Source organism: Halorubrum sp. SP3 (assembly GCF_005435195.1).
GTDB lineage: Archaea > Halobacteriota > Halobacteria > Halobacteriales > Haloferacaceae > Halorubrum > Halorubrum sodomense.
The window spans coordinates 120,721-146,996 of the sequence record NZ_SGTU01000002.1 but is presented as its reverse complement, the minus strand read 5'-3'; the positions used below and the strand labels follow the sequence as shown (position 1 = coordinate 146,996).

Genomic DNA, 26,276 nt, shown 5'->3' with positions numbered 1-26,276 from the left:
GTCTCCCCTCGCTGCTTCCGACGTCTCTCTTTCCCCCTCGCGCACCGCGATCGAATCCGATCAGGAGTCGAACGCGGCCGCGACCGACTCGGTCACCGCTCGCGCCTCGCCCGTGACCGTCTCTATCCACCGGTACGCGGTGTACGCCTCGACCACCCGATGAGCGTCCCGCTCGGCCGCTGTGAGGGCCCCGTCGGGCTCCTCGAACAACGGACGGAACTGCGTCGCCAGCCACCGGTCCAGCGGATTCGCGCTCGACGCGAGCGACGCGGTCGACTCGATCGCCGCGTCGCGCGCCGCGCCGACCGCGGCGGCGTCCGCGGGAAACATCGTCTCGCCCGCCTCTATCCGGGACGCGACGACGTCGAGTCCCCGGAGTCGAACGCGGAGCAGGAGCGTCCGTACGAGCGCGGTCGCAGGGTGTTCCGGCTCGTAGTTCCCGACCGGAATCGGTGCGAACCAGAGGTTCTCGAACGCCCGGTAGCCGGCGGTCGAGAGCAGCGAGACGCTCGGCGCGTCCCGCGGGACGGGTCGTTCGTCGAGCAACGACTCGGTTCCGGGGTTCGATCGGATCTCCTCCACGTCCTCGCCGTGGAGCGCCTCGAGCCGTTCGCCGACCTCGCGGCCGAGCCGTTTCGCCTCGCGGCGGAGGGCCGCTTCGACCGGTTCCGGGGCAGCGAGCGACGCCCGATACCGGTCGCGGAGGTACCGCCCCGCCTCGACGGACGACTGGACCCGCTCGACGTCACCGACGGACTCGCCCGTCCGAATCGGATTCGCGCGGCGATCGGGGTCGGCGCCCCCGCCGACCAGCGTCCGCCGCTGCGCCTCGTCGTACCAGCGCTCGATCGGCCCGTAGATCGCGGCGCCGGCCGGCGGGTCCGCTGCGGGCCCGGGTAGCGCGTCCAGCGTCTCGGCCACGCGTCGGCGGACCGTCCCGACGTCGGCGGCCACTTGCGACGGATCGCCCTCGACTGTCACGGCGGCCCACGTGCCGACGGCGGTCGCGGCGTGATCTCGCGCCGCGGTGTACCGCTCTGCGGTCCGCAGCGGTGGCAGCGACTCGTCCGAGCCCGGGACCGACTTCCGAGCCGCCGTCCGCTCCGCTTCGATCCGCTCGCGGATCTCGCCGTTCGGAAGCGTCTCGGCGGTCAGCGGCTCCGGTATCGGACTGAGCAGGCGGTCGACGCGGTCCGCGAACGCCGCCGCCACCCCGGGCTCGAAATCGACCGGAACGAGCCGCGGGGGCTCCGGGACCGGCTCGTCGAACTCGCTCGGGACGCGCTCGACGTCGAGCGACGGCGGGTCGTCCCAGAACTCGGGCTCGCTCCCCCCGCCGGAACAGCCGGCGAGCGACCCGAGCGCGACCGCCCCGGCGGCGGCGAGCGCGTCGCGTCGGGTCAGGCGTTCCGTCACGAGGCGTCACCTCCCTCGTCGATCGCCGTCTCGTTCCCGGGTACGGTCGCGTTCCCGTCGATCACCGCGTACTCCGTCTCCGTGGTCCGACACGGGGTGCGCCCGCTGGAGCCGGAGCCGGTGAGCCGCCCGTCGAGCGCGACCGGCAGCCGGAAGAGCAACGCGAGGGCGGCCCCCGCGTCCGCCTCGCACGCCTCGTCGGGTGGCCTGAGCTCGCGGCAGTACTCGTACTCGACGTGTCCGGGCCGCCACGAAACCGAGTGGATCACGAGGCGCTGACACGACCGGACGCCCCCCTGCGAGACGTACACCGTCTCCGCGTCGTAGTCGGTCTCGTCGAGGAAGGTCCGGGTCCGCTCGCGGTCCGCGTCACCGACGCCCTCGGCGACCAACAGCTCGTTCGCCCGGCTCGCGCTCGTGACGAGCTCTCGCCCGATCGGGACCGGCTCGCCCGCGCCGTTCGTCTCACTCCCGTCGAGAAGGACGCTCTCGCCGTCGGGGTTCCGCGGCTTCACCACGGTCGGGTCCGAGTCCGTCCCCGACACCTGTCGCCGGTCGGACTCCGCCTCCGGATCGTTCGCGTCGCCCGCGCCGCCGCCGAGGCAGCCGGCGAGCGCGCCGGCGACCCCGAGCGCCGCGCTACCGAGGAGGGCTCGTCGCGTGGGGGACATGCGCCCGGCTTGGGCCGGTCCCGACAAACGTTTTTTGCTCGCGCGGTCGCGGCCGCCCGCTCACTCGAAGACGGCGTCGAACGCCGACGCGCCGAGCGGGTCGAAGGTGCCGGCGGCGACGTTCTCGCGGACGTGGTCGGGATCGGTCGTCCCGACGAGCGACGAGGTGACGCCCGGGGCGCTCCGCGCGAAGTTGAGCGCGCGCTGGGCCGGCGTCTCCCCGGCGAGCGTCGCGTCGACGTCGGCGGGGATCGCGCCCTCGACCGCCAGCTCGCCCTGCCCGATACTCGCGCTCGTCACGACGGAGAGTCCGGCCTCGTGGGCGAATTCGAGGGTCGAGACGGGACCGTCGCCGTCCGAACCCGGCGGTGCGGGCTGGTTCCGCCGCGTGAACGCGTCCGCCATCGCGACGTTGAAGGGGAGCTGAATCGCCTCGAACCCGTGGTCGTCGTCGGGGCCGACCGCCTCGCCGGCGGCCTCGGCCCGCGAGAGGACGTCGGCGAGCGAGAGGTAGCCGTCGTCGCCGTCCGGGACGCGGAACGCGCTCCACGTGGCGACGCCGTACGCGCCGACGTCGCCCGCGGCCCGTCGGCGTTCGAGGGCCTCGAAGGCGGCTTCGAGCGCGTCGTACACGTCGTCTCGCGACCGGGCGGCGAGCTGTGTCTCCGGGTTGTGGACGTAGTAGCAGTCGACGGATTCGAGGCCGAGCCGGTCGAGCGAGCGGTCGAGCGACCACTCCAGGTAGTCCGGCGTCATCGCGTGCGCGCCGTTCGCGAGGTCCTCAGGGCCGACGATCCCGGGCTCGACGAACCGCTCGCGGACGTACGCACTCGGATCGGCCGGGCGCTCGCCGTCGAACGGGAGGAAGCCGCCCTTCGTCGCGACGACCACTGACTCGCGGTCGACCGGCGCGCCTCGGAGCGCCTCCCCGACCACGCGCTCGGCGCGGCCGCAGCGGTAGTTGACAGCGGTGTCGACGTGGTTCACGCCCGACCGCAGGGCCAGTTCGACCGACTCGCGCGAGGCCTCGTCGACGGCGGGCGTCGGCTCGCCGAGGTAGGTGCCGAGCCCGACGCTGGAGACGACGCCCGCCCCGAACCGCCGGAAGTACGTCCGTCCGAAGGCGTCGCCGAACCGGTTCCGGTACTCCCAGAGGGCCTCGCGAGTCGCCATGTACGCCGGGGTAGTCGACTCGCGGATAAAAGTCGCGCGGGAATCCGGTCCGCGGTGCCCCGTCGGACCTCCGAACGGGCGTCAGACGCCCGCACGACGCAACGACTATACGGACTCCACCTGTCTCCCGTGATAATGGCCTCGCTCACCGACCACCTGGCGGACCTCGTCTCGGACGTGGACGCCGCGCTGCTGTTCTCCCCGACGAGTTCCTTCTACGACCGGTTCGCGGACGACGGGGTCGAGGTCGTCGTCGTCGCGCCCGACAACGACGTCGACGCCGAGACGTTCGTCGAGCTCCCGCTCCCGTTCGACAACGTCAAAGACCGGATCCGGTTCGGTATCGAGGGCGCGATGGACGAGGGCCTGCTCGCCGAGGGCGACGAGGTGGCCTGTGTCGCCTCGGTGTTCGACGGCGGCTCGGACGCGGTGATCCGCGTCACCGTCGACGAGGGGATCCACACCGGTATCTACGACCTGTTCGCCAACTCCCGGGCGGAGCCGAGCGTCATCCGCGACGTGTTCGAGGTCGCGATCGAACTCGGGCAGAAGGGACAGAAGGGGAAGCCGGTGGGCGCCCTGTTCGTCGTCGGGGACGCGGGGAAGGTGATGAACAAGTCGCGGCCGCTGTCGTACAACCCCTTCGAGAAGAGTCACGTCCACGTCGGCGACCCCATCGTGAACGTGATGTTAAAGGAGTTCTCGCGGCTCGACGGCGCGTTCGTCGTCTCCGATTCCGGGAAGATCGTCTCCGCGTACCGATACCTCGAACCCGCCGCCGAGGGCGTCGACATCCCGAAGGGGCTCGGCGCGCGCCACATGTCCGGCGCGGCGATCACCCGCGACACCAACTCGACTTCGATCGTGCTCTCCGAGTCCGACGGGCTCGTCCGCGCGTTCAAGGCGGGCGAACTCGTCTTGGAGATCGATCCGGAGGAGTACTGACCCATGTCCGCGGCCCAGATCACCGTCCCCGAGTTCCTCGCAAACGTCCCGTACCGGATCTGGCTGGCGCTCGGCGTCCTCCTGTTGGGACTCGTGTTAGCGTACCTCACTGGGGTGATCAACCGCCGACTGCTCCGCCGCGCCGGCGTCCCCGAAGTCATCGAGGGGACCGCCTTCGAGCGGACGGCCCGCGAGTTCGACACCTCGACGGTGCGGATCTTAGCGCAGCTGTCCAGCTACTTCATCCTCGCCGTCACCGTCATCGTCGCTCTGACCGTCGCGGACGTGAACTACCTCGACCGGTTCTGGTCCGGCGTCGCGGCGTTCCTCCCGCGGCTGTTCGTCGCCGTGATCGTCCTCATCGTCGGGATCGTCGTCGGCGATAAGACCGAGCTGCTCGTCGCCGAGCGGCTTCGCGGGATCAAACTCCCGGAACTCGGGGTGCTCCCCACGCTCGTGAAGTACAGCGTGGTGTACGTCGCGGCGCTCGTCGCGCTCGGACAGGTCGGCGTCCAGACGCTCGCGCTCGTCGTGCTGCTCGCGGCGTACGCGTTCGCGGTCGTGCTGTTCACCGCGCTCGCGACGAAGGACCTCGTCGCCTCGGCCGCGGCCGGCGTCTTCCTCCTCCTGCGACAGCCGTACGGTATCGGCGACGAGGTGCGGGTCGCCGGCGAGCGCGGCATCGTTCAGGAGGTCGACCTGTTCGTCACCCACATCGAGACGGACGGCGAGGAACACGTCGTCCCGAACCACGCGGTGTTCCGCGAAGGGATCGTGCTGATCCGAGAGTAGCCGCTCTGTCTCTTCCGGATCGTGGCTCGTCGGAGGCGGTCGTCACCCGTTCTCACTCCGTGAAAGTCGTTGTCTCCCTATAACCCGACGCGCCGCTAACGCGGAGACATGACCTCGGATACCGCCATCGCCGCCTGCGACGGGTGGGACGGCAGCGAGTGCGAGGGGACGCCGCACTGCCCGCCGCGCTGTCCGCGGTTCGTCGACAAGGAGGGCGCGCGCTGGACGATTCGTCCCGCGGTCGAGGGGGACGAACCGTTCCTCGCCGAGATGTACGAGCGGTTCGACCGGACGGACCGCGCGCAGGGGCTCCCGCCCGTGAGCCGGCGGCGCTGCGCCGACTGGATCCGATCGATGCTGACCGAGGGGAACAACGTCGTCGCGGAGCGGGACGGCGAGCTCTTCGGCCACGCCATGTACACGCCGACCGGCGCGGCGGTCCCCGAACTCGCCGTCTTCGTTCATCCGGACGCGCAGGACCGCGGCGTGGGGACGGAGCTGTGCCGCCACGTGATCGCAAACGCCGCCGCTGCCGGCCGCGAGGGGATCGAACTCCACGTCGAGACCGGCAACCGCGTCGCCCGGAACGTCTACCGGACGGTCGGGTTCGAGGTCGTCGAGCGCCGCGGAGACCTCCGGATGCGGCTCGACCTCGACGATCCGATCGCGACCGAGGTCCGCTGGCCGCCGCTCGCCCGCGAGGGACCGACGGAGCCGCTCTCCGGGGCCCTTTCCGTCGACGCCGCGCCGTCACCGTCACCGGCGGACGACTGAGGGTCGGCACCCTCGCACCCGCCGCGTCGCCACCGCAACCGTTAGGCCCCGCCGACCCCAGGGTTCCGTAACCGTGGACGACGCCATCGAGTGGCTGCGGGACCGCCCCTTCTACGAGGGACAGATCGCCGACCACCGGCGGATCCCGGCGCGCGAACCCGATTTCGCGGACGTCGACCTCGAACCGCGGCTCGACGACGCGCTCGCGTCGCGGGGGATCGACCGGCTCTACCGCCACCAGGCGGACGCGATCGAGGCGGTCCGCGACGGCGACGACGTCGTCCTCGCGACCGAGACGGCCAGCGGGAAGTCGCTCGCGTACACCGTTCCCGCCTTCGAGGCGGCGATGGACCGCGGCGGGCGGACGCTGTACGTCGGCCCGCAGAACGCGCTGATCGCCGACCAGGAGGAGTCGCTGTCGGAGCTCGCCGCCGACCTCGGCTTCGGCAGCCGGGTCTCCGTCGACTCGTACACCGGGCGGCTCTCGCGGGCGGAGAAGCGGGACGTGCGCGACCGCCGGCCGACCGTCCTCCTCTCGAACCCGGACATGCTCCACTACGCGCTGCTGCCGTACGCCGGGCGCCTCTGGGACTGGTTCTTTTCGTCGCTGGAGTACGTCGTGATCGACGAGGTCCACAGCTACCGCGGGGTGTTCGGCTCGCAGGTCGCGCTGACCCTGCGCCGGCTCGCGCGGACGTGCGAGCGGTTCGGATCCTCGCCGCAGTTCGTCTGCTGTTCGGCGACGATCAACAACCCCGTCGACCACGTCGCGACCGTCACCGGCCGCGACCCGGACGGGATTACCCTGGTCGACGAGGACGCCTCCGGTCGGGGGCCGCGCGACTGGGTGCTGTGGAACCCGCCGAAGTACGACGACGACTGGCGGGAGCGCGGCAGCGGGCGCCGGAAGTCGAGCCACACGGAGTCGAAGCGGCTGTTCGTCGACCTCGTGACGGCGGGCCAGCAGACGCTTGCGTTCACCCGCGCCCGGCAGACCGCCGAGCAGTACGCCACCGACAGCGCGAGCGACCTCCGCGAGCGGGGCGAGCGCGACCTCGCCGGCAAGGTCGGCGCGTACCAGGCCGCGCTCACGGACGACCGGCGCCGCGAGATCGAGGCGGACCTCCACGCCGGCGACCTGCGCGGCGTCTGGTCGACGAGCGCCCTCGAACTCGGCGTCGACGTGGGCGGGCTCGACGCCGTGGTGCTGGACGGCTACCCCGGCACGCGGATGTCCGCCCACCAGCGGGCGGGACGGGCCGGCCGCGGCGACGACCCTGCCCTCGTGGTGATGGTCGGCGGCGAGGACCAGCTCGACCAGTACCTCATGCGCAACCCGAACGACTTCTTCGACGCGCCGCCGGAGGACGCGATCTGCGACCCGGAGAACGGCCAGCTCATGCCCGGCCACGTCGCCTGCGCGGCCGACGAGAACTGGCTCTCGCCCGAGGACGAGCGCTTCTTCGGCGACTCCTTCCCGGGCGTGGTGGCGGACCTCACCGACGAGGGCGTGCTGAACCGGCGCGAGGCGGCCGCGGGGACGCGGTGGGTCCACGCCGGGGGGTCGAGCCCGCAGCAGTCCGTGAACCTCCGCACCGCCGAGGAGCGCGAGATATCGCTCGTCGAGCGGTCGAGCGGCGACACGGTCGCGACGCTCGGCGTCGCAGACGCGCTCCGGGACGCCCACCCCGGCGCCATCTACCACCAGCAGGGCCGAACCTACGAGGTGACGGAGCTGGACCTCGACCGCGACGTGGCCGAGCTCCAGCGGTCGTGGGCCGACTACTACACGCAGGTGCGCTCCGACAAGGACGTCGTCGTGAACGACGATCTCGACGAGCGCGCGCTCTCGGCGCGCCCGGACGTGCCGGTCCGCTTCGCTGACGTCACGGTGACGGAGCAGATCACCGGGTTCGTCCGGAAGGACGCGGCGACCGGGGAGTCGCTCGGCGAGTCGACGCTCGACCTCCCGGAGACGACGCTGCGGACGAAGGCGCTGTACTTCCCCGTGCCCGAGGACCTCGAACGCGAGATGCGGCGCCTCGGCGACGCGCTCGGGGACGAGGCCGCCGGCGACCCCGAGGTCAGCGCCGACGGCGGCGCGCCCGACCCCGACGCCGGCGGCGAGAGCGACGCAGGCGACGGAGCGGACGCCGGCGGCATCGACGACGGCGAACCGATCCCGGGCGGCGAGTACGCGTTCAACGGCGGCATCCACGCGGCCGAACACGGGATCATCTCGCTGTTCCCGTTCCACCTGCTGTGCGACCGGGCCGACGTAGGCGGGATCTCCACGCCCCACCACCCGCACACCGAGGGGCCGGCGGTGTTCGTCTACGACGGGTACCCGGGCGGCGTCGGGCTCACCCGGCGCGGCCACGGGCGGATCGAGGAGCTGATGACCCGGACGGCGCGGCTCATCGACTCCTGCGACTGCGAGGGCGGGTGCCCGGCCTGCGTCCAGTCGCCCCACTGCGGTAACGGGAACGACCCGCTCGCGAAGGCGCCCGCGGTCCACCTGCTCGAGTCGCTGACGGGCGAGGCCGACGGCTGACGCGACCGGCTCGACCGAGGCCACCAAAACTGACTTCTCCTCGGCTGTCGAGCGTTCCTTCGATGGGTGTCGACCTGGACGACGCGGCGGACCCCGCGGCGCGAGCGATGGAGTGGCTCGTCCTCGGCGCGGCGTACTTCCTCCTCCTCCTGTTCCTCATCGGCGTCTTTGACCTGTTCGTCTCCCTGTACCGCCTGCTCGTCGCGGGCAACTTCACCGATCCCGAGGAGGTCGTCCAGCTGCTCGACAGCGTCCTCCTGCTGCTGATCATCGTCGAGGTCCACCGCACGCTCGTCGCGTACGCCCGGGGGCAGCCGGTCCTCCGGATCGTCGTGAGCGCCGCGATCATCGCGGTCTCCCGCCGCGTGATCAGCTTCCGGCTGGAGGACTACGGCGGGGGAACCGAGGCGCTGTTCGCGGCCGCGGCCCTCGGCGGGTTGACCCTCACGCTCACGGTCGGCTACTTCCTCCTCGACCGCGTGAGCGTTCCGGGACGGCTGGAGCTCTGAACCCGGGGCGAGCCGGAACGCCCCGGTCTTCGCCCGCGCGGAGTCCGCCGCCGGTCCCGGTGGTTTCACGGTGGACGCGTCCGTGGCGATCCCATGGAGCTGTTCTGGCACCGACGGGACCTCAGGGCCGCCGACAACGTCGGGCTCGCGGCCGCGACGGGGGCCGGTGACGACGGCGCGGACGGCGACGCTCCCGACCGCGGGCCCGCCGCCCCCGTCTTCGTCTTCGATCCGAACGTCCTCGACCACGCGAGCGACGTGCGCGTGCGCCGCCTGCTCGACGGGCTCGCCGCGCTCCGCGAGGCGTACCGCGAGCGCGGGAGCGACCTGCTCGTCGCCCGCGGCGACCCCCGGACCGCGATCCCGCGGCTCGCCGACGCGCTCGACGCGGAGCGCGTCGTCTGGAACCGCGACTACTCCGGGCTGGCCCGCGAGCGCGACGCGGGCGTCCGGCGCGCGCTCGATGCGGTCGACGTCGAACGGGAGGCCCACCACGACGCGGTCCTCCACGACCCCGACGCGATCCGGACGAACGCCGGCGACCCGTACTCGGTGTACAGCTACTACTGGAAGAAGTGGACCGACCGCGCGAAGGACGATCCGGCGCCGACGCCGACCGCCGAAGGGCTCGTCTCCGCCGACCGGCTCGCGACGGCCGCCGACGCCCTCGACGCGCCCGGCGCGGACGACGAAACGGTCACCGACGGCGGCGTCGGGGCGCTTCCGACCCCCGGCGACCTCGGCTTCGCGGAGCCGGACGCCGAGGTCGGGCCCGCGGGGACGGCCGCCGCCCGCGAGCGCCTCGACGACTTCCTCGACGAGGCGGTGTTCGGCTACGAGGCCGAGCGCGACTACCCCGCCAAGGAAGCGACCTCCCGGCTCTCGGCGTTCCTGAAGTACGGCGAGATCGGCGTTCGGGAGGCGTACGCGGCGACCGAGGCGGCGATGGCCGAGGCGGAGTCCGACGACCGCCCCGACGACGCACCGGAGCAGGTCGAGGAGTACCAGCAGCAGCTGGCGTGGCGCGAGTTCTACGCGCAGGTCCTCTTCCACAACCCCGAGGTCGTCACCGAGAACTACAAGACGTACGAGGAGGGGATCGAGTGGCGCGACGACCCCGAGGAGATCGCCGCGTGGAAGCGCGGCGAGACGGGCTACCCCATCGTCGACGCCGGGATGCGCCAGCTGCGCGAGGAGGCGTTCATGCACAACCGCGTGCGGATGATCGTCGCCTCCTTCCTGACGAAGGACCTCCTCGCCGACTGGCGCCACGGCTACGACCACTTCCGGGAGCACCTGGCCGACCACGACACCGCCAACGACAACGGCGGGTGGCAGTGGGCGGCCTCGACGGGGACCGACGCGCAGCCGTACTTCCGCATCTTCAACCCGATGACGCAGGGGGAGCGATACGACCCCGACGCGGCGTACATAACGCAGTACGTCCCCGAACTGCGCGGCCTCGACGCCGACCTGATCCACGAGTGGCACGAGCTGTCGCCCACCCAGCGCGCGAACGCGGCGCCCGACTACCCCGCGCCGATCGTCGACCACTCCGAACGGCGCGAGGAGGCGCTCGCGATGTACAAGCGGGCGCGGGGCGAGGACCCGGAGGAGTGAGCGGGGCATCCCACCGCGCTGACGCTCGATCGCCTCCCGACCGCGCTGACGCTCGATCGCCCCCCGGCCGAGTCCCCTGACCGCGCGAGCCGTTCGCAATGTCAAACGACGGTGACGTGGATTCGGCGGAATCGAGGCGTATGGCCGGCGTCGGTCCCGGGGTTAGAACAGCGCCTCGTTCTCGTCGAGGATCCGCGCCGGGCCCCCGACCTCCCAGACGTCGGTGTCGACGCCGATCTCCGCGATCCGGCCCTCGACCTCGTCGACGTGGTCCGCGAGGGTGTTCACGTACACCGACGCGCCGGTGTCCGTCGAGAAGTAGACGGGGACGCCCGACTCCCGGAGCTCTCGGACCGCGTTGAACACGGCGATCGTTTCGGGCTGCCAGTACACCCACCCCGCGGGCCCGGTCATCGTCGTGGCCGTTAGGGAGAGCGAGTCGTGCTCCGCGGTCTCGAAGATCCGGTCGAACTCGCCCGCGCGGAGCGCGTCGGTTATCTCCACCAGCTGGTCCTGGACGTGGGCGGTCCGCGCCTGCATCATGTGGCTCGCGGCGGCCTCGCGGTGGGCCTCCTCCGTCTCCTTGTACGCGGGGACGTGCGCGGCGACGATCCGCAGGTCCGCCTCGGGGTCGAACCCGTCCTCGCTCACGCCGGTGTCGAGGCGGTGCGAGCGGCAGTCCTCGTCGTTGAGCCCGGCGTCGAGCCGCGAGTACGCGCCCGTCACCGAGCGGGCGGCCGACGAGGAGCCGCGGCGGGCGACGGTGGAGACCTCCGGGAGCGACATGTCGAGGCCCGCGGCCTCGGTCAGGGCGAGCGCGGCGGCCGCGAAGCCGGACGACGAGGAGCCGAAGCCGATGTTCGACGGGAAGGAGTTCTCGCTCTCCAGCCGAACCGCGGCGTCGACCCCGGCCAGCTCGCGGACGTGATCGACGACCATGTCGATTCGCTCGGCGGCGCGCCCGTCGACTTCCTCGCCGCCGATGACGTAGGCGTCCTCGCTCGCGTCGGGCTGCCACTCGACGGTCGTCGTGGTCGCGGTCGGGGCGGTACAGAGGCTGATGCTGTCGTGGTACGGGAGCCGAAGCTCCTCGTCGCGCATCCCGTGGTACTTGACGAGCCCCTGGATCGGGTGGGCTCGCGCGGTGGCCTTGCCGGTCATACCTCGGGAAGCGTCCGGCGGGGGATTAGTCGTTGCGATGGGCGGAGAACCGAGTCGGTGGTCCCCTCAGTTCCGTCCCCGCGACGGCGACGCGATCGAGGGGAACCCTTTTTGACCGGTCGGCGGGTACTCGGCGCCATGACCGAGTACACCGTCGAATTCGTCGGCACCGGCGAGACGATCGAGGTGGCCGACACGGAGACGATCCTCAGCTCCTGTTTCGACGCGGGGATCGCACAGGAGTACTCCTGCCGCGTCGGGATGTGTCTCGCCTGTTCCGCCGAAATCGTCGAGGGCGAGGTGACCCAGCCGGCCGCTCGCGGCCTCACCGACGAGGAGGCCGAGGAGTTCGCGCTCACCTGTATGGCGCGCCCGCAGTCCGACCTCAAGCTCGACCGCGGGAAGTACCCGCCGAGCATCGAGGACGATGCCGCGGTCTCCGCGGCGGACGGCGACGGCGCGGCCGCGGACGACGACTGAGTCGCCTCGTTCCCTCCATTCGCTACTCGTCGACCAGTTCGCTACTCGTCGACCGGTTCGCTACTCGTCGACCCGCTCGAAGCGGTGTCGCACCACGTCCGCGTCGTCGTCCCAGTCGAAGTTCCCGCCGTGCGCGCGGACCATTCGCTCCTTGTACGCCTCTAGCGACGGCGACCCCTCGCGCTTCGCGTCCTCGTCGGTCATGTCGCCGAGCGTGCGCTCGCTGACCTCGGTGAGTTCGAACGTCACGCCGTCGACCTCGAACGTGTCGCCCTCCTCGCCGTACCGGTTCCCGCGGTGGAGCTGCGTCACGTCGCCGTCGAGGGCCGCCCGCTTCACGCGGTCGTTCGGAAGCAGGTCGGCCGGATCGGTCTCGGACATGGCCGACCTTTCGGCGCGGATCGGTTTATAAGCGCGGACGCGGGCCGGCGCTCCCGAAGCGTGCGAACCACTCCCGCGTACTACGAATCTCGAAACCGGCGGTCGCAGGGATCCACACGGACGTGAACACCCGTTACGACGGCCGAGCCGAGGGATTCAAGATACTGCCGAGTCCCATCTCAGACGATGCGACAGGACCACCTCATCACCGCGACGCAGCTCTCGCGGGATGACATCGAGGCCGTACTCGACCGGGCTCGGGCGGTCGCGGACGACCCCGCCGCCTACGCGGACCGGCACGCCGGCCGCGTGCTCGCGCTCTGTTTCTTCGAGCCGAGCACTCGGACCCGGATGAGCTTCGACAGCGCGGCCAAGCGCCTCGGGATGGACACCATCGACATGGGCGACGTGGACTCCTCGTCGGTGTCGAAGGGGGAGTCGCTTTCCGATACCGTCCGCGTCATCGAGGGGTACGCCGACGCCCTCGTCCTCCGGCACCCGAGCGAGGGCGCCGCGACGCTGGCCGGCGAGCGCGTCGACGTCCCCGTGGTCAACGCGGGTGACGGCGCCGGACAACACCCCTCTCAGACCCTCCTCGACCTCCACACGATTCGCGAGGACCACGGGCTCGACGACCTCACGATCGGTATCATGGGCGACCTGAAGTACGGGCGGACGGTCCACTCGCTGGCGGCCGCGCTCACGGAGTTCGACGCCAGCCAGCACTTCATCAGCCCGGAGTCGCTGCGACTCCCGCGGTCCGTCCGGTTCGACCTCCACGAAACGGGCGCGCAGATCCGCGAGCACGACGAACTCGAACCGGTCCTCGACGAGCTCGACGTGCTGTACGTCACCCGGATCCAGAAGGAGCGGTTCCCCGACGAGAACGAGTACCACCGCGTCGCCGGCGAGTATCAGATCGACGCCGAGACGCTGGAGACCGCCGCGGACGACCTCACCGTGATGCACCCGCTCCCGCGGGTCGACGAGATCGCGCCCGACGTCGACGAGACCGACCACGCGCGCTACTTCGAGCAGGCACACAACGGGATCCCCGTGCGGATGGCGCTGCTCGACACCCTCTTGGAGAACGCGACTCCCGACGGCGACGGGGGGGCGGAGGTGGACCGATGAGCGAGCACGAGCTCCGCGTCTCGAAGATCCGCGACGGCACCGTCATCGACCACGTCGAGGGCGGGCAGGCGCTGAACGTCCTCGCCATCCTGGGTATCGACGGCTCGGAGGGGTTCGGCGTCTCGGTCGGGATGAACGTCCCCTCCGACCGGCTCGGCCGCAAGGACATCGTGAAGGTCGAGGACCGCGAGCTGTCCCAGTCGGAGGTCGACGTCCTCTCGCTCATCGCCCCCGAGGCGACGATCAACATCGTCCGCGACTTCGAGGTCGTCGAGAAGAACCGCGTCACCCGCCCCGACAGCGTGACGGGCGTGCTCTCCTGTCCGAATCGCAACTGTATCACCAACGCCGACGAGCCGATCGAGACCCGGTTCGACGTCGTCGCCGACGGCGTGCGCTGCGACTACTGCGCGACGATCCTACGGACGGACATCGCCGACCATATCGACGTTTGAACCCTCGACCGGCCCTCGGGGTGCGACTCCCTCTCGCGATCGCCCTCCGGTAAGTTTTAGCGCCCGTACCACGAAACGTCAGATATGAGCAAGAAAGCCAAGCTCGTCCTCGTGCTGTCGCTCGTCGCGCTCGCGTACTTCCTGTTCGCCGGCGACAAGCAGCCCGTCGAAGTCGAGTGACGCCGAGACATCGCGCCCGCGCCCTCCGCGGGCCGAACCGACTACATCTTGTGCCGCTCGGCGAGTCGCATCGCGCGCCGACCACCGCGATACCGTCCGTTTTTACCGGCCAGTCCCGTAGCCGGCCCCATGTACGGGGTCGTCACGCGCAACGCCGACGAGGTCGAGATGGAGCCGTTCGACCTCGGCTTCTACGAGGTCAAAGACGTCACAGGGCGGTCGGCCGAGCCGCTGCCGAACGCCGTGAACATGGTGTCGTGTTTCGGCGACAACGCCGCCGCGAGCGAGAACGACGACCTCGTCCCGGTCGACGAGCGCGGCGAGCCGGCGACCCGCGACCGCGAGTACTTCGACTGGGCGTACATCTGTCCGACGCACCCGGAGTACCGCGAGGGCTTACTGGAGATCATCGCGGACTGCGCGGCCGAAAATGGGGACGTCCGGCTCGACGACGTCGGGTTCCCCCGCGAGGGGTTCTGTCACTGCGACCGCTGCGAGCGCCTGTTCGCCGAGAGCGACCGCGACGACTTCGCCGACTGGCGCGCTGACGTCATCACCGAGTTCGTCGCGGAGGCGGCCGAGCTGGTCCCCGGACGGCTCCTGCTCACGCTGTACCCCGACCCCTACCCCGACCACCTCCGCGAGCGTGCCGGTCTCGACCTCGACCGGCTGGCCGATCACGTCGACGAGTTCGTCGTCCCGCTGTACGACACCGAGTACGCGACGACGTACTGGGTGGAGACGATCGCTCGCGGCTTCCGGTCTCGGCTCGGCGGCGACTACGACCTCCACGGCGCGCCGCCGGAGCCGCCGTTCTCGCTGGAGCTGTACGCGGTCGACGTCGACGTCGACGACCTGATCCACGCGACCGAGGTCGCCGAGACGTACGCGAAGGACGTGTTCTTCGGTTACGACGCGAACAACGCGGCCGCCGCGGTCCGCCGGAAGGACGCCGATTCCCGCGACGGCGAGGTCCACCGTCCGGAGTGAGCGTCAATCGGCGGGACATCTTCTCACACCGCGAGCGAGGGGGTTCGGACGACGGGGGCTCGACTGGGTCACCGCGTTTGTGAGTCCCGCTCGACCGATTCAGCACGCGGCTGCCCGGTCGATACGCCGACTCGGCGTGCGTCTCTCTCGCGGCCGTCGACGCCTCCTCCCTCCGAGCCCTCAGCCACCATCCTCGAGGAGCGACACGCCCGCCTGGACGTCCTCGTACTCGCCCACCAGCGTGAGGTGGTCGCCGCCCTCGAGCGTATCGGCGGCCTCCGGCACGAACGTTTCCCCGTCGTGCGTGACGAGAACGACGAGACAGCGTCCCGGGAGTTCGGCCCCTACCTCGCTGAGCGGCCGCCCGACGAACGCCTCGTTCCGGAGTGTCACCTCTTGGACGTCCCCCTCCTCTCCGAGCATATCCACCCACTCCGCCATCGCCGGGCGTTCGATGACGTCGTCGATGGCCTGTGCCACCGTGAACGTCGAGGAGATGGTCGTCACGCCGAGTTCGTCGAACGCCTCGACGTTGTCCGGATCGTTGGCGCGGCAGATCACCTGTTCGACGTCGAAGTTCGTGGCCGCCTGCTGACCGATGAACAGATTGACCTCGTCGCTCCCGGTCGCGGCGACGACGGTCTTGGCGTTTTCGATGCCCGCCGAGCGAAGCGCGTCCACGTCGGTTCCGTCTCCGATTCGAACGGTTAACCCCTCGCTTCGGGCCCGCTCGACGGCTGTTTCGTCGTTCTCTATCACGACGACGTTCTCTCCTCGACTCTCGAGGCGAGCGGCGACCTCGCGGCCGACCCGCCCGCTGCCGATGATGAGTACACGCATTGGTATCACGTCTAGGTATTCCGCGATCCGGCGAGCCAGTCCGCCTTGTAACGCGACGGTCGAGAATATGACGAGAAAGACGGTCCCCACCAGAAGCGTGGCGGCCTCGGACTCGCCGGCGTTCTGGAGTTCGACCGCGAACAGGGTCGCGACCGACGCCGGGATGATACCGCGCGGACCGACGAAGCTGACGAACAGCCGCTCCGAGGACGTGAAATCGGTCCCTCTGGTCGAGACGAGCACGTCAAGCGGTCGGATGACGAGAATGACGGCGGCGGCGACGATCACCCCGCCGACCCCGAGAGAGAGCAGATCGCCGAAATCGAGCAGCGCCGCCAGCGCGATGAAGACGAACGAGAGGACGATGAGCGTGACGTCGCCCTTGAAGTCCGCGATCTGTTCTTCGTACGGGATGTCCGCGTTGCCCAGGATGACCCCCGCCGTCGCCACGGCGGCCACGCCGGCCTCGCTGGCGACGGTGTCGGCGGCGGCGAACGCGACGAGCGCGCCGGCCAGCACGACGAGCCGAGCGTTTCGCGGCGCGTCGCCCGGCGAGAGGTCGATGTATCGGAGCACGATCCAGATGATCACCGCCACGATCACTCCGATTCCGACGCCGGTTCCGATCCGGCCGATGAACAGCTCGAGGAACGCCCCGAGCGTCGGCTCCTCGAGCTGCATGATCTTGAACACGACGACCGCGAGGATGGCCGCCGTCACGTCGTTGACGATCCCCTCGGTCTCTAACGCGGTCGCGACCCGGTCCCGGACCGGGACGACTTGGAGGATGGGCGAGACCACCGTCGGGCCGGTCGCGACCAGCAGCGCGCCGATGAGAAACGCGATGTCCCAGCCGGTACCGAGAGCGAACCGGACGGCGAGCGCCGTCCCGAGAAGCGAGATCGCGGCGCCGATCGAGACGAGCCGGATGCTCACTTTCGTGGCCCGCCGAATGTTCTCGATCCGGAGATGGAACGCCCCCTCGAAGACGATGATCGCGACCGAGAGGCCGACGATGGCGGGAAGCGACGCGAACGTGTTCGGCGTGATGACACCCAGCCCCTCCGGCCCGAGGATGAGTCCCGAGATCAGCAGAAAGACGATGCTCGGGACCGCGAACCGATCGGCGAGAAGCTGTGCGAGCACGCCGATAGCGATAATCGCCGCCACCAACGGAATCAGCTGACTCGTCACAGTTTGGTCTCGACGAACCTTCGGCCAACCGACGAATAAACCTACTGAACATCGCCAACGGCTCGTCGTTCCGGGCGTCGCGTCCGACCGATTCGCGAACGCCCGTTCGGGGGTCGCGGAGGGGCTCTCCGTCGTGAGCCGATTTTCGCGACGTGAACGAGGGTTTATCAGTGGCGACCGCAGAGGGGTATCCGACCGGCCGCCGGCGTGCGACACAACCGGTCGTCTCGCGTTCGCGTGAGGCGGTCGCCTTTCAACGTCCGCGCCGTAGCGGCGGTCGCTTGAAACCGCTGAGCCGTCGGCTCGTCGAGATCGGGCACGACGAGTCCCCGCGGGCGGCGAGCGTCGAGGCGGTCGCAGAGCGCATCGACGCCCCCCGAGCACCGCGTCGGAACACCTCGGGAAGGCGGAATCGACCACGATGACTGCGTTCATGGAGCTGCGCGAGGTGGCGTGAGGACGTCGGTAAGGGGTTCGCGAGGCGTCGCCAGTGCCCTCCTCGCGAGGCGCCGCTAGTGACCCGCTCGCGAGCCGCCGTTAGTGAACGTCGGACCGTCGCTAGTGGACCGTCCGGTCGTCGCTCGTGTCGATGTCCTCGACCGGCTCGGCGTTGCCGAACGTCGGCGTCGGGCCGTCGCCCGGTTCCGCCCAGTCGACCGCGTTGCGAAGCACCCGCTGAACGTCGTCGTCGTGATAAATCGGGTACGTCTCGTGGCCCGGGCGGAAGTAGAACACCTTCCCGCTCCCGCGGCGGTAACAGCAGCCGGATCGGAACGTCTCGCCGCCCTCGAACCAGGAGGTGAACACGAGCGAGTCGGGCGCGGGGACGTCGAAGCGCTCGCCGTACATCTCCGTCTCCGCTAGTTCGATGGACTCGCCGATCCCGTCGGCGATCGGATGGCTCGGCTCGATCGTCCACAGCCGCTCTCGCTCGGCGGCCTCACGCCACTTCAGCGAGCAGCTGGTGCCCATCAGCCGCTTGAATATCTTCGAGTAGTGCGCGGAGTGGAGGACGATGAGGCCCATCCCGTCGAGGACGCGCTCGCGGACGCGCTCGACGACTTCGTCTCGCACCTCGTCGTGGGCCGCGTGGCCCCACCACGTGAGCACGTCGGTGTCGTCCAAGACGTCCTCGGTAAGTCCGTGATCCGGTCCCTCGTCGAGCGTCGCGGTGCGGACCTCGTGGTCCGCCTGCTCCAGTGCGTCCGCGATAACCGCGTGGATCCCGTCGGGATACACGTCGGCGACGACCTCGCTTCGACGCTCGTGTCGGTACTCGTTCCAGACCGTGACGCGTGCCATACGCGGGGTCGACGCCGAACGGACTTGAGCGATCCTCTCCTCGCCTCGTCTCGTTCTGCCTCGTCTCGCCTCTCCTCTCATCGTCCCGTCCCGACCCGAAGACACTTGTTCCGCCCAAGATGCGAAACCCCATGGCAGGTCCCCGAGGGCTGTACCGCCGGATCGACGGCTGGGCGCGCGGGCTCTCTCGGCTTCGGTACGCCCTCCTCACCGGCGTCGTAGTGACGACGTCGGTCCTCGCGGTCGGCGTCCTCCTCGACGCGTCCACGACGGTTCAGGCGGTCACGATGGGCGTCGTGATGGCCGTCCTCTACTACGCGGGCGACGTGAACTCGGCGGACGACGATTGACCGGCGACGATCCGGTCACGCGGCGGCCTCGGCGTCCGTGAGACGGCCGGCCAGGTACTCCGCGATAGAGACGTCCTCGTCCTCGACGAACCGCGCGACCTCCTCGCCGTCGGGCGACTCGACGACGACGGTGGGGATGAGTTCGACCCCGTACTCGTCGACCAGTTCGCCCTCCTTCCCCTCGGGGCCCTTCGTCACCGGGAACGCCTCGATCCGGTCGTCCGGGACGCCGGCGGCCGCGAGCGCGGCGCCGAACTCGGGGAGCTGGCGCTGGCAGTCGCCGCACCAGTCGCCGCCCCAGACCTTGAACACGTAATCGTCGGCCGCGAGCGCTTCGAGAACGGACTCGTCGAACGCGTCCGCGTCGAGGTCGGCGGCGGGCGCGAGGGTTTCGAGCGTCATGGGCGGCCGTAGGTCGCCGAGGCACGTAAACGGCGCGTCGGTGGCAAGACGAGGTTCCGGTCGGTCGCGGCGCGAACAGCCCGACGTTCCGGCGGTACGCCGACCCGACCGCTTTTAAGTGGGGACTCGACACGGACCCCTCCGAAGCCCCGGGCGCTCGGCTGGACACGGCTGCTTATAAATCGCTGATCGACACGGGCCCCTCCGAAGCCCCGGGCGCGAGGCGGGCGCACGCTTGGGGCGGTCCTCGCTCGTTCGCTGCGCTCACTCGCTGCGGTCCTACCGTCGCCTGCGCCCGCCTCGCGCCCGCCCCTTCGAGTCCCGCCCCGCACCGCACAGCCCCGCATCGCACAGCCCCGCACCTCACGCCTCCCCAGCCTCGTCGCTGGCCCCCTCCGCTTCGCTCCGGGCGCCAGCGACTCCCTCGCGCGTGCGACTCGCGCCGCGTTGCGGCGCTCGTCGGCACGCGCCACCGCGTCGGCCCCGCGGTGTTGGCCGTCTATTTATAAACGGCCTCGTCCGACTCGCGGTGATTTATAAACCGATCCAGTCGTCACGGCCGACATCGATTGCCGGAGTCCGCGGGGCCTTTGGGTCGCGGCCGCCTCCGGTCGGGTAATGGACGACGACATCCTGTCGACGCTCGGCTCGCCGCTGGTGCGGGTCGACGCGCCCGCGGGAACCGCGGTGGCGGCGAAAGTCGAGTCCCGGAACCCGGGCGGCTCGGCGAAGGACCGCCCCGCGCTGTACATGATCGAGGCGGCCGAGGCGGCGGGCGACATCGAGCCCGGCGACCGCATCGTCGAACCGACCTCGGGCAACACCGGCATCGGGCTCGCGATGGTCGGCGCGACGCGCGGCTACGACGTCACCCTCGTGATCCCGGAGGGGAAATCGATCGAGCGCCGCCGCCTGATGAAGGCGTACGGCGCCACCGTCGAGCTCGTCGACGGCGACATCTCCGACGCGAAGGACCGCGCGGACGAGCTCGAATCGGAGCCCAACACCGTCCAGCTCCGGCAGTTCGAGAACCCCGCGAACCCCCGCGCCCACTACGAGACGACGGGTCCGGAGATACTCGATCAGGTCGGCGACCGAACCGTCGACGCCCTCGTCGCCGGCGTCGGCACCGGCGGCACGCTCTCCGGGATCGGCCGCCGCCTGCGCGAGGCGTTCCCCGAGGTCCGGATCGACGCCGTCGAGCCCGCCGACAACGCCGTCCTCTCCGGCGGCCCCGCGGGAACCGACGGCTTCCAGGGGATGGGACCGGGGTTCGTCGCGCCGAACCTCGACGTCGACCTGATAGACGAGGTCCACGCCGTCGAGCTCGAAGCCGCCGAGGCCGAGTGCCGCCGCCTCGCCCGCGAGGAGGGGATCCTGGTGGGACAGTCGTCCGGCGCCTCGAACCTCGCCGCGAAGGACGTCGCGGCCGAACTGCGCGAGACCGGTGCGTTCGCCGGCGAGGAACCCCTCGTCGTCACCGTCTTCTGGGACAGCGGCGAGCGCTACCTGACGGCGGGCACCTTCGACGCGTGACCTCGGAACCGGAACGGGCCGGCACGGTCGAAAGCCTGGTCACGGCGTCCGAGGGCGGCGCCCCGCCCGTGCTCCGCGACGCGGTCGAGGTCCGACCCGACGGCGTCGAGAACGACCGGTACCGCCGCGGCGACGGGCACTTCCAACTCGACGGCTGCGCGGTCACGCTCGTCGCCGCGGAGGCGCTCGCCGCGGTCCGCGAGGAGACCGGCATCGACGTGCGCGACGGGCGTCACCGGCGGAACGTCGTCGTCGACGGGTTCGGCGCCGAAATGGACGGGCTCCTCGACGCGACCGTCGCGGTCGGTGACGCCCTCCTGCGACCGACACGACGTCGACCCCCCTGCGCGCACGTTGAGGAGCTCGCCGGCGAGGACGGGCTTGCGTCGGCGCTCCGGAACCGCGGCGGACTCTGCTGTGACGTGGTCGAACCCGGCCGCGTCGCCATCGACGACGCGGTGCGAGTCCGAGAGGCGGACCCGCGGAGCGCCGGCGCGGCCATCGCGGAGCGGCTCGCGGACCGAGAGCGACCCCCGGATCGGGAGTGAACCCCCCGATCGCTCTCCGCGAGAGGACGATTTATACGGGTCGCGCGCGACGGCGGACACGAGACGTGAACCGCGCAGTCGACGGCACGGGGTCGCGAACGCCGGCGTCGCGGAGTCGAACGGATCCAGCGCCGACGAGTCGAACGGATCCGGCGCCGACGAGTCGAACGGATCCGGCGTCGCGGAGTCGGTGGTCGGCGTGAACTGGGACTACCGGCACACGGTGTTGACGCTGTGTATGCTCGCCTTCTTCGTGACGTACTTCGCCCGCCTGGCTATCAGCCCGGTCGTTCCCCTGATCATCGACGATCTCGGGGTCTCGAACACGGCGATCGGGGTCGCCCTCTCCGGGATGTGGTTCGCCTACGGACTCTCGCAGTTCCCGAGCGGAATCTTAGCGGACCGGTACGGCGAGCGCCGGATCATCCTCGTCGCGGTCGGCGGGACGACGGCGATGAGCCTCGTGTTGGCCGTCGTCCCGGTCTTTCCCGCGTTCGTGTTGGCGGCGGTGCTTCTGGGACTCGCGGCGGGGCTCCACTACGCGGTCGCGACCACGCTGCTCTCGCGGACGTTCGACGACCTCGGGACGGCCGTCGGGCTCCACTCGATGGGCGGGCCGCTGGCGGGGCTCGTCGCGCCCGTCGCCGCGGCCTGGGTCGGGGTCCGCTACGGCTGGCGTCCCGGCGTCGCGCTGGCCGCGCTCGTCGGCGTCCCGATATTCGTCCTGTTCGCGCGGGGGGTCCGTCCCACCGAGCCGCGGCGCCCGGACCAGCCGATGGCCGAGCGACTCCAACTCGGACCGCTGCTGGAACTGGTCGGGCGCCGCGAGATCCTCGTCCCGCTCGCGGTCGCGACCCTCGGCACGTACGTCGCGCAGGGCGTCATCTCCTTTCTCCCGACGTTCCTCGTCGAGTTCCGGGGATACACGCCCGCGTTCGCCGGCGGCGTCTTCTCGGCGTTCTTCGTCGTTCGCGCCGGCGCGCAGGTCGGGCTCGGCCGACTCTCCGACCGCGCCGGCCGCGACGCGAGCATCGCCGCGGCGCTCCTCGGCGGGGCGCTCGGCCTCGCCGGGCTGGTCGCGCTTCCCGACCTCGTCCGCCTGCCGGCCGCCGTCGGGCTGCCGGCGCTCCCGACGGTCGCCGGGCTCGGGGGCGCCGTGTTCCTCGCCGCGCTCGGGTCGAGCTTCTTTTCGGCCATCGACCCGCGGTTCATGGACGCGCTCGACGATGCGGAGCGAGGCGCCGGTTTCGGGCTTATCCGGACCGTCTACACGGTGCTCGGCTCGGCCGGCTCCGTCGGCGTCGGCCTCGTCGCCGACCTGTTCGGCTGGGGCGCGTCGTTCGCCGTCATCGCCGGGATGGCGGGGGTCGCGTTCCTCGTCACCGCGGTGAACGCGATCGCCGGCGAGCGGCGGTGACGCGGTCCGGCCGCGCCGCGCCCGCGACGCGCGAGGCTCTCAGCGGTCAGCCGACGTAGCGTCGCCTCGTTCCCGTCCGGTCGGTCTCGCCGTCGGACCGGCTCCGCATCGCCCCCGCCGGCGGGGTTCCGAACCGTGAACGAGACGTCGTCCACGTCGACGCCGCCATCTGATTCGAGGGTGAACCCCCCCGTCGTCGCCGGTCGTCCAGTAGCCGATCCGGTCCCCGTCGCCGCCCCGCCGCTCGCCGACCACGACCCGGCCCGCCAGCGGCCGATAGTCGCCGTCCACGACGCGACAGTGTCTCTTGGCAGTAGTACTCATGGAATCATACACCAATCATCAGTAGGAATAATTCCTAAATGAACTTTCAACGATATTCGCGGAACATGTTGCTGGTTCGATCGCGGCGTGCCGAGGGTTCGATCGCGGCGTGCCGGGACTCGGTCTCCCGTGCGAACGCGTTCCGTGCGACCCGAACCTTCGAGTCGGGCCGGGCCGTACGGCCGCCGTGTACGATTACCACGCCCACACGAACTACTCGGACGGGGCGTTCCTCCGCTGGATGGTCGAGGCCGCCGCCGACGCCGGGCTCGACGGGATCGGGTTCGCAGACCATTGTAACGTCTCGCCGGAGCCGAGCGCGCGGCGCCACAAGCGCGCGTTCGGGTTCAACCTCGACCTGACCTACGAGCGGCGCCGAGAGGCGATCGAGGCGGTCCGCGAGGACGTCGACGTCGAGGTGTTCGACGCCGCCGAGATGGACTACGACCCCGCCCACGAGGAAGCGATCGCGGCGTTCCTCGACGACGCGGGGTTCGACTACGCCGTCGGCAGCGTCCACGACCTCGACGGCGCGAACGTCCACACGCGCTCGCACTTCGCCGACAAGCCCGAGTCGGAACGGCGAGCCCTCGTGGACCGGTACTTCGAGAAGCTGGTCGCCCTGGTCGAGTCGGAGCTGTTCGCGGTCGCCGCGCACCCGGACCTGATCGAGCGCAACCCCCACCTCCGCGGGTTCGCGACCGAGGACCACTACGCCTCGGTCGTCGACGCCTTCCGCGACTCGCGGACCGTCCCGGAGATCAACGCCGGACGGCTGCTCGACGACTACGGGGAGTTCCACCCGGCGCCCGCGTTCCTCGACCGGCTCGTCGACGCCGGCGTCGAGGTGACCGTCGGGACCGACAGCCACGAGCCGGACGCGATCGCGCCCCGCGTGCGAGAGATCGAGGCGGAACTCGACCGGCGGGAACTGGAGGCGGTCCGGCTCGACCACGCGGTGAACCGATCCTGACACGCTCTCTACCGATCTCGACGGCGTTTCGGTTCGCCGGACGACGCGGCTCTGTTGACGCTCACCGACTCACTACCCGTCTCTTATTGGCGAGCGGGCGGCCGAGCCGACGGGAAGGAATCGGGGCCCTCCCGCCGACTGTAGGCGCGTAGTGGTCCGACAGTAGTCACCGTCCCGGGGCGATCCGTGCGACGACCATATAGAATGCGAACGCGGCCACGAGCAGTCCGGCGAACTGCGTCCCGGCGGTGGCGAGAAACCCGACTTCGGTGTACAACAGCGGCGCAGCCATGAACCAGACACCGAAGACGAGCGTGAGTGCCGCCGGCGCGAGTGCGACCGCTCGGTCTCGGCGGAACAGCCGGAGGTTCTGGACGGCGAACAGCGTCCCCAGCAGCCCGCTCGTGACGATACTTCCCGTGAACGCGGCCGATGTCTCCGCAGCGATCGGCGTCGCCGTCGCCAATAAACACCCGAGTGTCGCGGCCACCGCACAGGCCGACAGAAATCGTTCGTCGCGCCGCTCAGCGCTCGTCGACCGTGTCGGCTCTCTCGTGTCGGACATCGAGTACGTGTACGCGGGGGACCGGTATGAAACACCGTGGCGAGCCGCCGGCTCGCCGCTGACTGCGCGCTCTACGCTCCCGGCGGTGGCGATTGACCGACAGTCGATTCGCGCGTCGTCTCCGGCACAGTCCCTCCGAGCTATCCCGATGGCACATCAGCAAACGCGCCGTGCTCGTCAAACACCGATAGGCTCGCTGCGCTCGCCTATCGAGTTCGACTTCGCTTCGCTCAGTCGAACAACGCCTGACAGGGTCAGGCGAGCACGACGAAGCTACGCTTCGTCGAACAACGTCTCACCGTCGACCATGTGTTCCTCGACAGTGTCCATGTCGAGCGTGAGGCCGAGGCCGGGCTCCTCCGGCACCTCGATGTAGCCGTCCTCGATGACGTCCTCCTCGACGAGGTCCTCCCACCAGCCCAGCTCGTAGGAGTGGTACTCGATCGCGAGCGAGTTCGGGATGGAGGTGCCCACGTGGGCCGCCGCCATCGTCGCCACCGGCGAGGCGACGTTGTGCATCGCGACCGGGACGTAGTACTGGTTCGCCACGTCCGCGATCTTACGGGTCTCGCGCATGCCGCCGACCTTCGGGAGGTCGGGCGCGACGATGTCGACCGCCTGGTTCTCGATGAGGCGGCGCAGCTCGGTGACGCGGTAGCGGTTCTCGCCGACCGTGATCGGCGTGGTCGTGCTCTTCGTGACCTCCTCTTGGACCTCGAGGTTCTCCGGGGGCACGGGGTCTTCGAGCCACCAGACGTCGTACTCCTCGATGGCGTCCGCGAGGCGCTTCGCGGAGCCGCCCGAGAACGTCCAGTGGCAGTCGAAGGAGACGTCCGCCTTGTCCTTCACTCGCTCCGTGACCTTCTCGACGATCTCCGCCTTGTGGCGGATCTCGCCGGGGCGGAGGTGGCGGTTCGCGCGGTCCTTCTCGAAGCCCGAAGGAACGTCGAGGTCGAACTTCAGGGCGTCGTAGCCGAGCTCGTCGACGACGCGCTCGGCCTCGTCCGCGCACGCCTCGGGGTCCGCCTCCGACTCGGTGTGGCAGTCGCAGTAGACGCGCATCTTGTCGCGGTACTTCCCGCCGAGCAGCTGGTAGGCGGGCACGTCGAGGATCTTCCCGGCGAGGTCGTGAAGCGCGACCTCGATGCCGGAGATGGCCGTGACGGTGACGCCCTCGACGGAGCCCTCCCCGGACATCTTCTGGATCAGGTGCTCGTAGAGGCGGTCGATGTCGAGCGGGTTCTCGCCGACGACGAACGGCTTCATCCGCTCGATGAGCTCGGGGACGCCGGCGCCCCAGTACGCCTCGCCGGTGCCGACGACGCCCGCGTCGGTGTAGACGCGGACGAGCGTCCACGGGAAGTTCCCGTCGACCATCGTCGTCTGGACGTCCGTGATCTCGACGTCGCGATCGCCGCCGCGCGTCCCCGTCGTGCCCATCGTCTCGGCGGAGAGCTCCCGCATCGTGTACTCCGCGTTCGGGTCGTGGAGCGACTCGTAGTTTCGGCTCATAGGTTCCGATTCATTCGGAACAGGGTAAACGTTTACCTTCGTCAACCGTCCGTCCGAACAGGTGGCTTTTCATCCCCG

Annotated in this window: 25 protein-coding genes; 15 read left to right on the top strand and 10 right to left on the bottom strand. The window is 70.3% G+C overall.

All coding sequences use genetic code 11. The features are described from left to right. Window positions 1-60: 60 nt before the first annotated feature. From EXE42_RS02120 to EXE42_RS02110, 3 genes are read right to left on the bottom strand one after another with little or no spacing between them, the layout of a single operon-like run. Complete coding sequence (locus EXE42_RS02120; RefSeq protein WP_092922898.1) at window positions 61-1,416, bottom strand: hypothetical protein; 1,356 nt, start codon at window positions 1,414-1,416, stop codon at window positions 61-63. Next, the gene (locus tag EXE42_RS02115; RefSeq protein WP_137705797.1) at window positions 1,413-2,087 is read right to left on the bottom strand and encodes a hypothetical protein; all 675 of its coding nucleotides are present in this window, start codon (window positions 2,085-2,087) and stop codon (window positions 1,413-1,415) included. The genes EXE42_RS02120 and EXE42_RS02115 overlap by 4 nt, the downstream gene beginning before the upstream one ends. A gap of 60 nt (window positions 2,088-2,147) precedes the next feature. Next, on the bottom strand, window positions 2,148-3,260 hold the full coding sequence (locus tag EXE42_RS02110; protein WP_092922892.1) for an aldo/keto reductase: 1,113 nt from the start codon (window positions 3,258-3,260) through the stop codon (window positions 2,148-2,150). 135 nt (window positions 3,261-3,395) lie between these two features. On the opposite strand from EXE42_RS02110, the gene dacZ reads away from it, so the two are divergent. From dacZ to EXE42_RS02080, 6 genes are all read left to right on the top strand, one after another. After that, the gene (dacZ, locus tag EXE42_RS02105; protein WP_092922889.1) at window positions 3,396-4,205 is read left to right on the top strand and encodes a diadenylate cyclase DacZ; all 810 of its coding nucleotides are present in this window, start codon (window positions 3,396-3,398) and stop codon (window positions 4,203-4,205) included. A gap of 3 nt (window positions 4,206-4,208) precedes the next feature. Beyond that, window positions 4,209-4,997: a mechanosensitive ion channel family protein gene (locus EXE42_RS02100; RefSeq protein ID WP_137693245.1), complete on the top strand. Its 789-nt coding sequence runs from the start codon at window positions 4,209-4,211 to the stop codon at window positions 4,995-4,997. Between the two features lie 108 nt (window positions 4,998-5,105). Next, window positions 5,106-5,771, top strand: a complete 666-nt coding sequence (locus tag EXE42_RS02095; protein ID WP_092922883.1) for a GNAT family N-acetyltransferase — start codon at window positions 5,106-5,108, stop codon at window positions 5,769-5,771. Between the two features lie 73 nt (window positions 5,772-5,844). Beyond that, window positions 5,845-8,325 (top strand): DEAD/DEAH box helicase, encoded by a 2,481-nt coding sequence (locus tag EXE42_RS02090; protein ID WP_137705796.1) that lies wholly within the window; start codon window positions 5,845-5,847, stop codon window positions 8,323-8,325. Between the two features lie 62 nt (window positions 8,326-8,387). Further along, the gene (locus EXE42_RS02085) at window positions 8,388-8,834 is read left to right on the top strand and encodes a phosphate-starvation-inducible PsiE family protein (protein ID WP_092922877.1); all 447 of its coding nucleotides are present in this window, start codon (window positions 8,388-8,390) and stop codon (window positions 8,832-8,834) included. A 93-nt stretch (window positions 8,835-8,927) separates the two neighbouring features. Then, window positions 8,928-10,454 carry a deoxyribodipyrimidine photo-lyase gene (locus tag EXE42_RS02080; protein ID WP_137705795.1) on the top strand — a complete coding sequence of 509 codons (1,527 nt, stop codon included), beginning with the start codon at window positions 8,928-8,930 and terminating at the stop codon, window positions 10,452-10,454. A gap of 162 nt (window positions 10,455-10,616) precedes the next feature. Here the strand turns inward: EXE42_RS02080 and mvaD are convergent, their stop codons facing one another. Further along, the gene (gene mvaD, locus EXE42_RS02075; RefSeq protein WP_137705794.1) at window positions 10,617-11,615 is read right to left on the bottom strand and encodes a phosphomevalonate decarboxylase MvaD; all 999 of its coding nucleotides are present in this window, start codon (window positions 11,613-11,615) and stop codon (window positions 10,617-10,619) included. 138 nt (window positions 11,616-11,753) lie between these two features. Between mvaD and EXE42_RS02070 the strand changes: the two genes are divergently transcribed. After that, window positions 11,754-12,095, top strand: coding sequence for a 2Fe-2S iron-sulfur cluster-binding protein (locus EXE42_RS02070; protein ID WP_092922868.1), 342 nt, complete (start codon window positions 11,754-11,756; stop codon window positions 12,093-12,095). 60 nt (window positions 12,096-12,155) lie between these two features. On the opposite strand, the gene EXE42_RS02065 is transcribed toward EXE42_RS02070, so the two are convergent. Further along, the gene (locus EXE42_RS02065) at window positions 12,156-12,476 is read right to left on the bottom strand and encodes an ASCH domain-containing protein (protein WP_092922865.1); all 321 of its coding nucleotides are present in this window, start codon (window positions 12,474-12,476) and stop codon (window positions 12,156-12,158) included. A gap of 186 nt (window positions 12,477-12,662) precedes the next feature. Between EXE42_RS02065 and pyrB the strand changes: the two genes are divergently transcribed. The 3 genes from pyrB to EXE42_RS02050 all read left to right on the top strand — a co-directional run bounded on the left by pyrB (window position 12,663) and on the right by EXE42_RS02050 (window position 15,235). Continuing rightward, on the top strand, window positions 12,663-13,610 hold the full coding sequence (gene pyrB, locus EXE42_RS02060) for an aspartate carbamoyltransferase (RefSeq protein WP_137693249.1): 948 nt from the start codon (window positions 12,663-12,665) through the stop codon (window positions 13,608-13,610). Continuing rightward, window positions 13,607-14,065, top strand: coding sequence for an aspartate carbamoyltransferase regulatory subunit (gene pyrI, locus EXE42_RS02055; RefSeq protein WP_092922859.1), 459 nt, complete (start codon window positions 13,607-13,609; stop codon window positions 14,063-14,065). The genes pyrB and pyrI overlap by 4 nt, the downstream gene beginning before the upstream one ends. A gap of 309 nt (window positions 14,066-14,374) precedes the next feature. Beyond that, on the top strand, window positions 14,375-15,235 hold the full coding sequence (locus tag EXE42_RS02050; RefSeq protein WP_137705793.1) for a hypothetical protein: 861 nt from the start codon (window positions 14,375-14,377) through the stop codon (window positions 15,233-15,235). 180 nt (window positions 15,236-15,415) lie between these two features. On the opposite strand, the gene EXE42_RS02045 is transcribed toward EXE42_RS02050, so the two are convergent. Together EXE42_RS02045 and EXE42_RS02035 are read right to left on the bottom strand one after the other, a co-directional pair. Then, window positions 15,416-17,245: a cation:proton antiporter gene (locus EXE42_RS02045; RefSeq protein WP_092923292.1), complete on the bottom strand. Its 1,830-nt coding sequence runs from the start codon at window positions 17,243-17,245 to the stop codon at window positions 15,416-15,418. 582 nt (window positions 17,246-17,827) lie between these two features. Continuing rightward, window positions 17,828-18,571 (bottom strand): ThuA domain-containing protein, encoded by a 744-nt coding sequence (locus tag EXE42_RS02035; protein ID WP_137693251.1) that lies wholly within the window; start codon window positions 18,569-18,571, stop codon window positions 17,828-17,830. A gap of 131 nt (window positions 18,572-18,702) precedes the next feature. Here EXE42_RS02035 and EXE42_RS02030 point away from each other — a divergent pair, with 131 nt between their 5' ends. Next, complete coding sequence (locus tag EXE42_RS02030; RefSeq protein ID WP_092922850.1) at window positions 18,703-18,921, top strand: hypothetical protein; 219 nt, start codon at window positions 18,703-18,705, stop codon at window positions 18,919-18,921. A 15-nt stretch (window positions 18,922-18,936) separates the two neighbouring features. On the opposite strand, the gene EXE42_RS02025 is transcribed toward EXE42_RS02030, so the two are convergent. Further along, window positions 18,937-19,323 carry a thioredoxin domain-containing protein gene (locus tag EXE42_RS02025; RefSeq protein WP_092922847.1) on the bottom strand — a complete coding sequence of 129 codons (387 nt, stop codon included), beginning with the start codon at window positions 19,321-19,323 and terminating at the stop codon, window positions 18,937-18,939. A 618-nt stretch (window positions 19,324-19,941) separates the two neighbouring features. On the opposite strand from EXE42_RS02025, the gene EXE42_RS02020 reads away from it, so the two are divergent. The 4 genes from EXE42_RS02020 (at window position 19,942) to EXE42_RS02000 (ending at window position 24,121) form a co-directional block, all read left to right on the top strand. Further along, window positions 19,942-20,859: a PLP-dependent cysteine synthase family protein gene (locus EXE42_RS02020; protein WP_137705792.1), complete on the top strand. Its 918-nt coding sequence runs from the start codon at window positions 19,942-19,944 to the stop codon at window positions 20,857-20,859. Continuing rightward, window positions 20,856-21,407, top strand: a complete 552-nt coding sequence (locus tag EXE42_RS02015; protein WP_137705791.1) for an MOSC domain-containing protein — start codon at window positions 20,856-20,858, stop codon at window positions 21,405-21,407. The genes EXE42_RS02020 and EXE42_RS02015 overlap by 4 nt, the downstream gene beginning before the upstream one ends. Before the next feature lie 199 nt (window positions 21,408-21,606). After that, window positions 21,607-22,824: an MFS transporter gene (locus EXE42_RS02010; RefSeq protein WP_092923287.1), complete on the top strand. Its 1,218-nt coding sequence runs from the start codon at window positions 21,607-21,609 to the stop codon at window positions 22,822-22,824. A 511-nt stretch (window positions 22,825-23,335) separates the two neighbouring features. Continuing rightward, entirely contained in the window at window positions 23,336-24,121 is a 786-nt protein-coding gene (locus EXE42_RS02000) for a PHP domain-containing protein (protein WP_092922838.1), read from the top strand. Window positions 24,122-24,287: 166 nt separating this feature from the next. Here the strand turns inward: EXE42_RS02000 and EXE42_RS01995 are convergent, their stop codons facing one another. After that, entirely contained in the window at window positions 24,288-24,611 is a 324-nt protein-coding gene (locus tag EXE42_RS01995) for a hypothetical protein (RefSeq protein ID WP_241988313.1), read from the bottom strand. Between the two features lie 348 nt (window positions 24,612-24,959). Beyond that, on the bottom strand, window positions 24,960-26,198 hold the full coding sequence (locus tag EXE42_RS01990) for a mandelate racemase/muconate lactonizing enzyme family protein (RefSeq protein WP_092922832.1): 1,239 nt from the start codon (window positions 26,196-26,198) through the stop codon (window positions 24,960-24,962). Between the last annotated feature and the right edge of the window lie 78 nt (window positions 26,199-26,276).

Excerpts from the sequence above, each read along its gene's own strand:
- EXE42_RS02115 (WP_137705797.1), bottom strand. The coding sequence starts at position 2,087 with ATGTCCCCCACGCGACGAGCCCTCCTCGGTAGCGCGGCGCTCGGGGTC.
- EXE42_RS02110 (WP_092922892.1), bottom strand. The coding sequence starts at position 3,260 with ATGGCGACTCGCGAGGCCCTCTGGGAGTACCGGAACCGGTTCGGCGAC.
- dacZ (WP_092922889.1), top strand. The coding sequence starts at position 3,396 with ATGGCCTCGCTCACCGACCACCTGGCGGACCTCGTCTCGGACGTGGAC.
- EXE42_RS02100 (WP_137693245.1), top strand. The coding sequence starts at position 4,209 with ATGTCCGCGGCCCAGATCACCGTCCCCGAGTTCCTCGCAAACGTCCCG.
- EXE42_RS02095 (WP_092922883.1), top strand. The coding sequence starts at position 5,106 with ATGACCTCGGATACCGCCATCGCCGCCTGCGACGGGTGGGACGGCAGC.
- EXE42_RS02085 (WP_092922877.1), top strand. The coding sequence starts at position 8,388 with ATGGGTGTCGACCTGGACGACGCGGCGGACCCCGCGGCGCGAGCGATG.
- EXE42_RS02080 (WP_137705795.1), top strand. The coding sequence starts at position 8,928 with ATGGAGCTGTTCTGGCACCGACGGGACCTCAGGGCCGCCGACAACGTC.
- mvaD (WP_137705794.1), bottom strand. The coding sequence starts at position 11,615 with ATGACCGGCAAGGCCACCGCGCGAGCCCACCCGATCCAGGGGCTCGTC.
- EXE42_RS02070 (WP_092922868.1), top strand. The coding sequence starts at position 11,754 with ATGACCGAGTACACCGTCGAATTCGTCGGCACCGGCGAGACGATCGAG.
- EXE42_RS02065 (WP_092922865.1), bottom strand. The coding sequence starts at position 12,476 with ATGTCCGAGACCGATCCGGCCGACCTGCTTCCGAACGACCGCGTGAAG.
- pyrB (WP_137693249.1), top strand. The coding sequence starts at position 12,663 with ATGCGACAGGACCACCTCATCACCGCGACGCAGCTCTCGCGGGATGAC.
- pyrI (WP_092922859.1), top strand. The coding sequence starts at position 13,607 with ATGAGCGAGCACGAGCTCCGCGTCTCGAAGATCCGCGACGGCACCGTC.
- EXE42_RS02050 (WP_137705793.1), top strand. The coding sequence starts at position 14,375 with ATGTACGGGGTCGTCACGCGCAACGCCGACGAGGTCGAGATGGAGCCG.
- EXE42_RS02035 (WP_137693251.1), bottom strand. The coding sequence starts at position 18,571 with ATGGCACGCGTCACGGTCTGGAACGAGTACCGACACGAGCGTCGAAGC.
- EXE42_RS02030 (WP_092922850.1), top strand. The coding sequence starts at position 18,703 with ATGGCAGGTCCCCGAGGGCTGTACCGCCGGATCGACGGCTGGGCGCGC.
- EXE42_RS02025 (WP_092922847.1), bottom strand. The coding sequence starts at position 19,323 with ATGACGCTCGAAACCCTCGCGCCCGCCGCCGACCTCGACGCGGACGCG.
- EXE42_RS02020 (WP_137705792.1), top strand. The coding sequence starts at position 19,942 with ATGGACGACGACATCCTGTCGACGCTCGGCTCGCCGCTGGTGCGGGTC.
- EXE42_RS01990 (WP_092922832.1), bottom strand. The coding sequence starts at position 26,198 with ATGAGCCGAAACTACGAGTCGCTCCACGACCCGAACGCGGAGTACACG.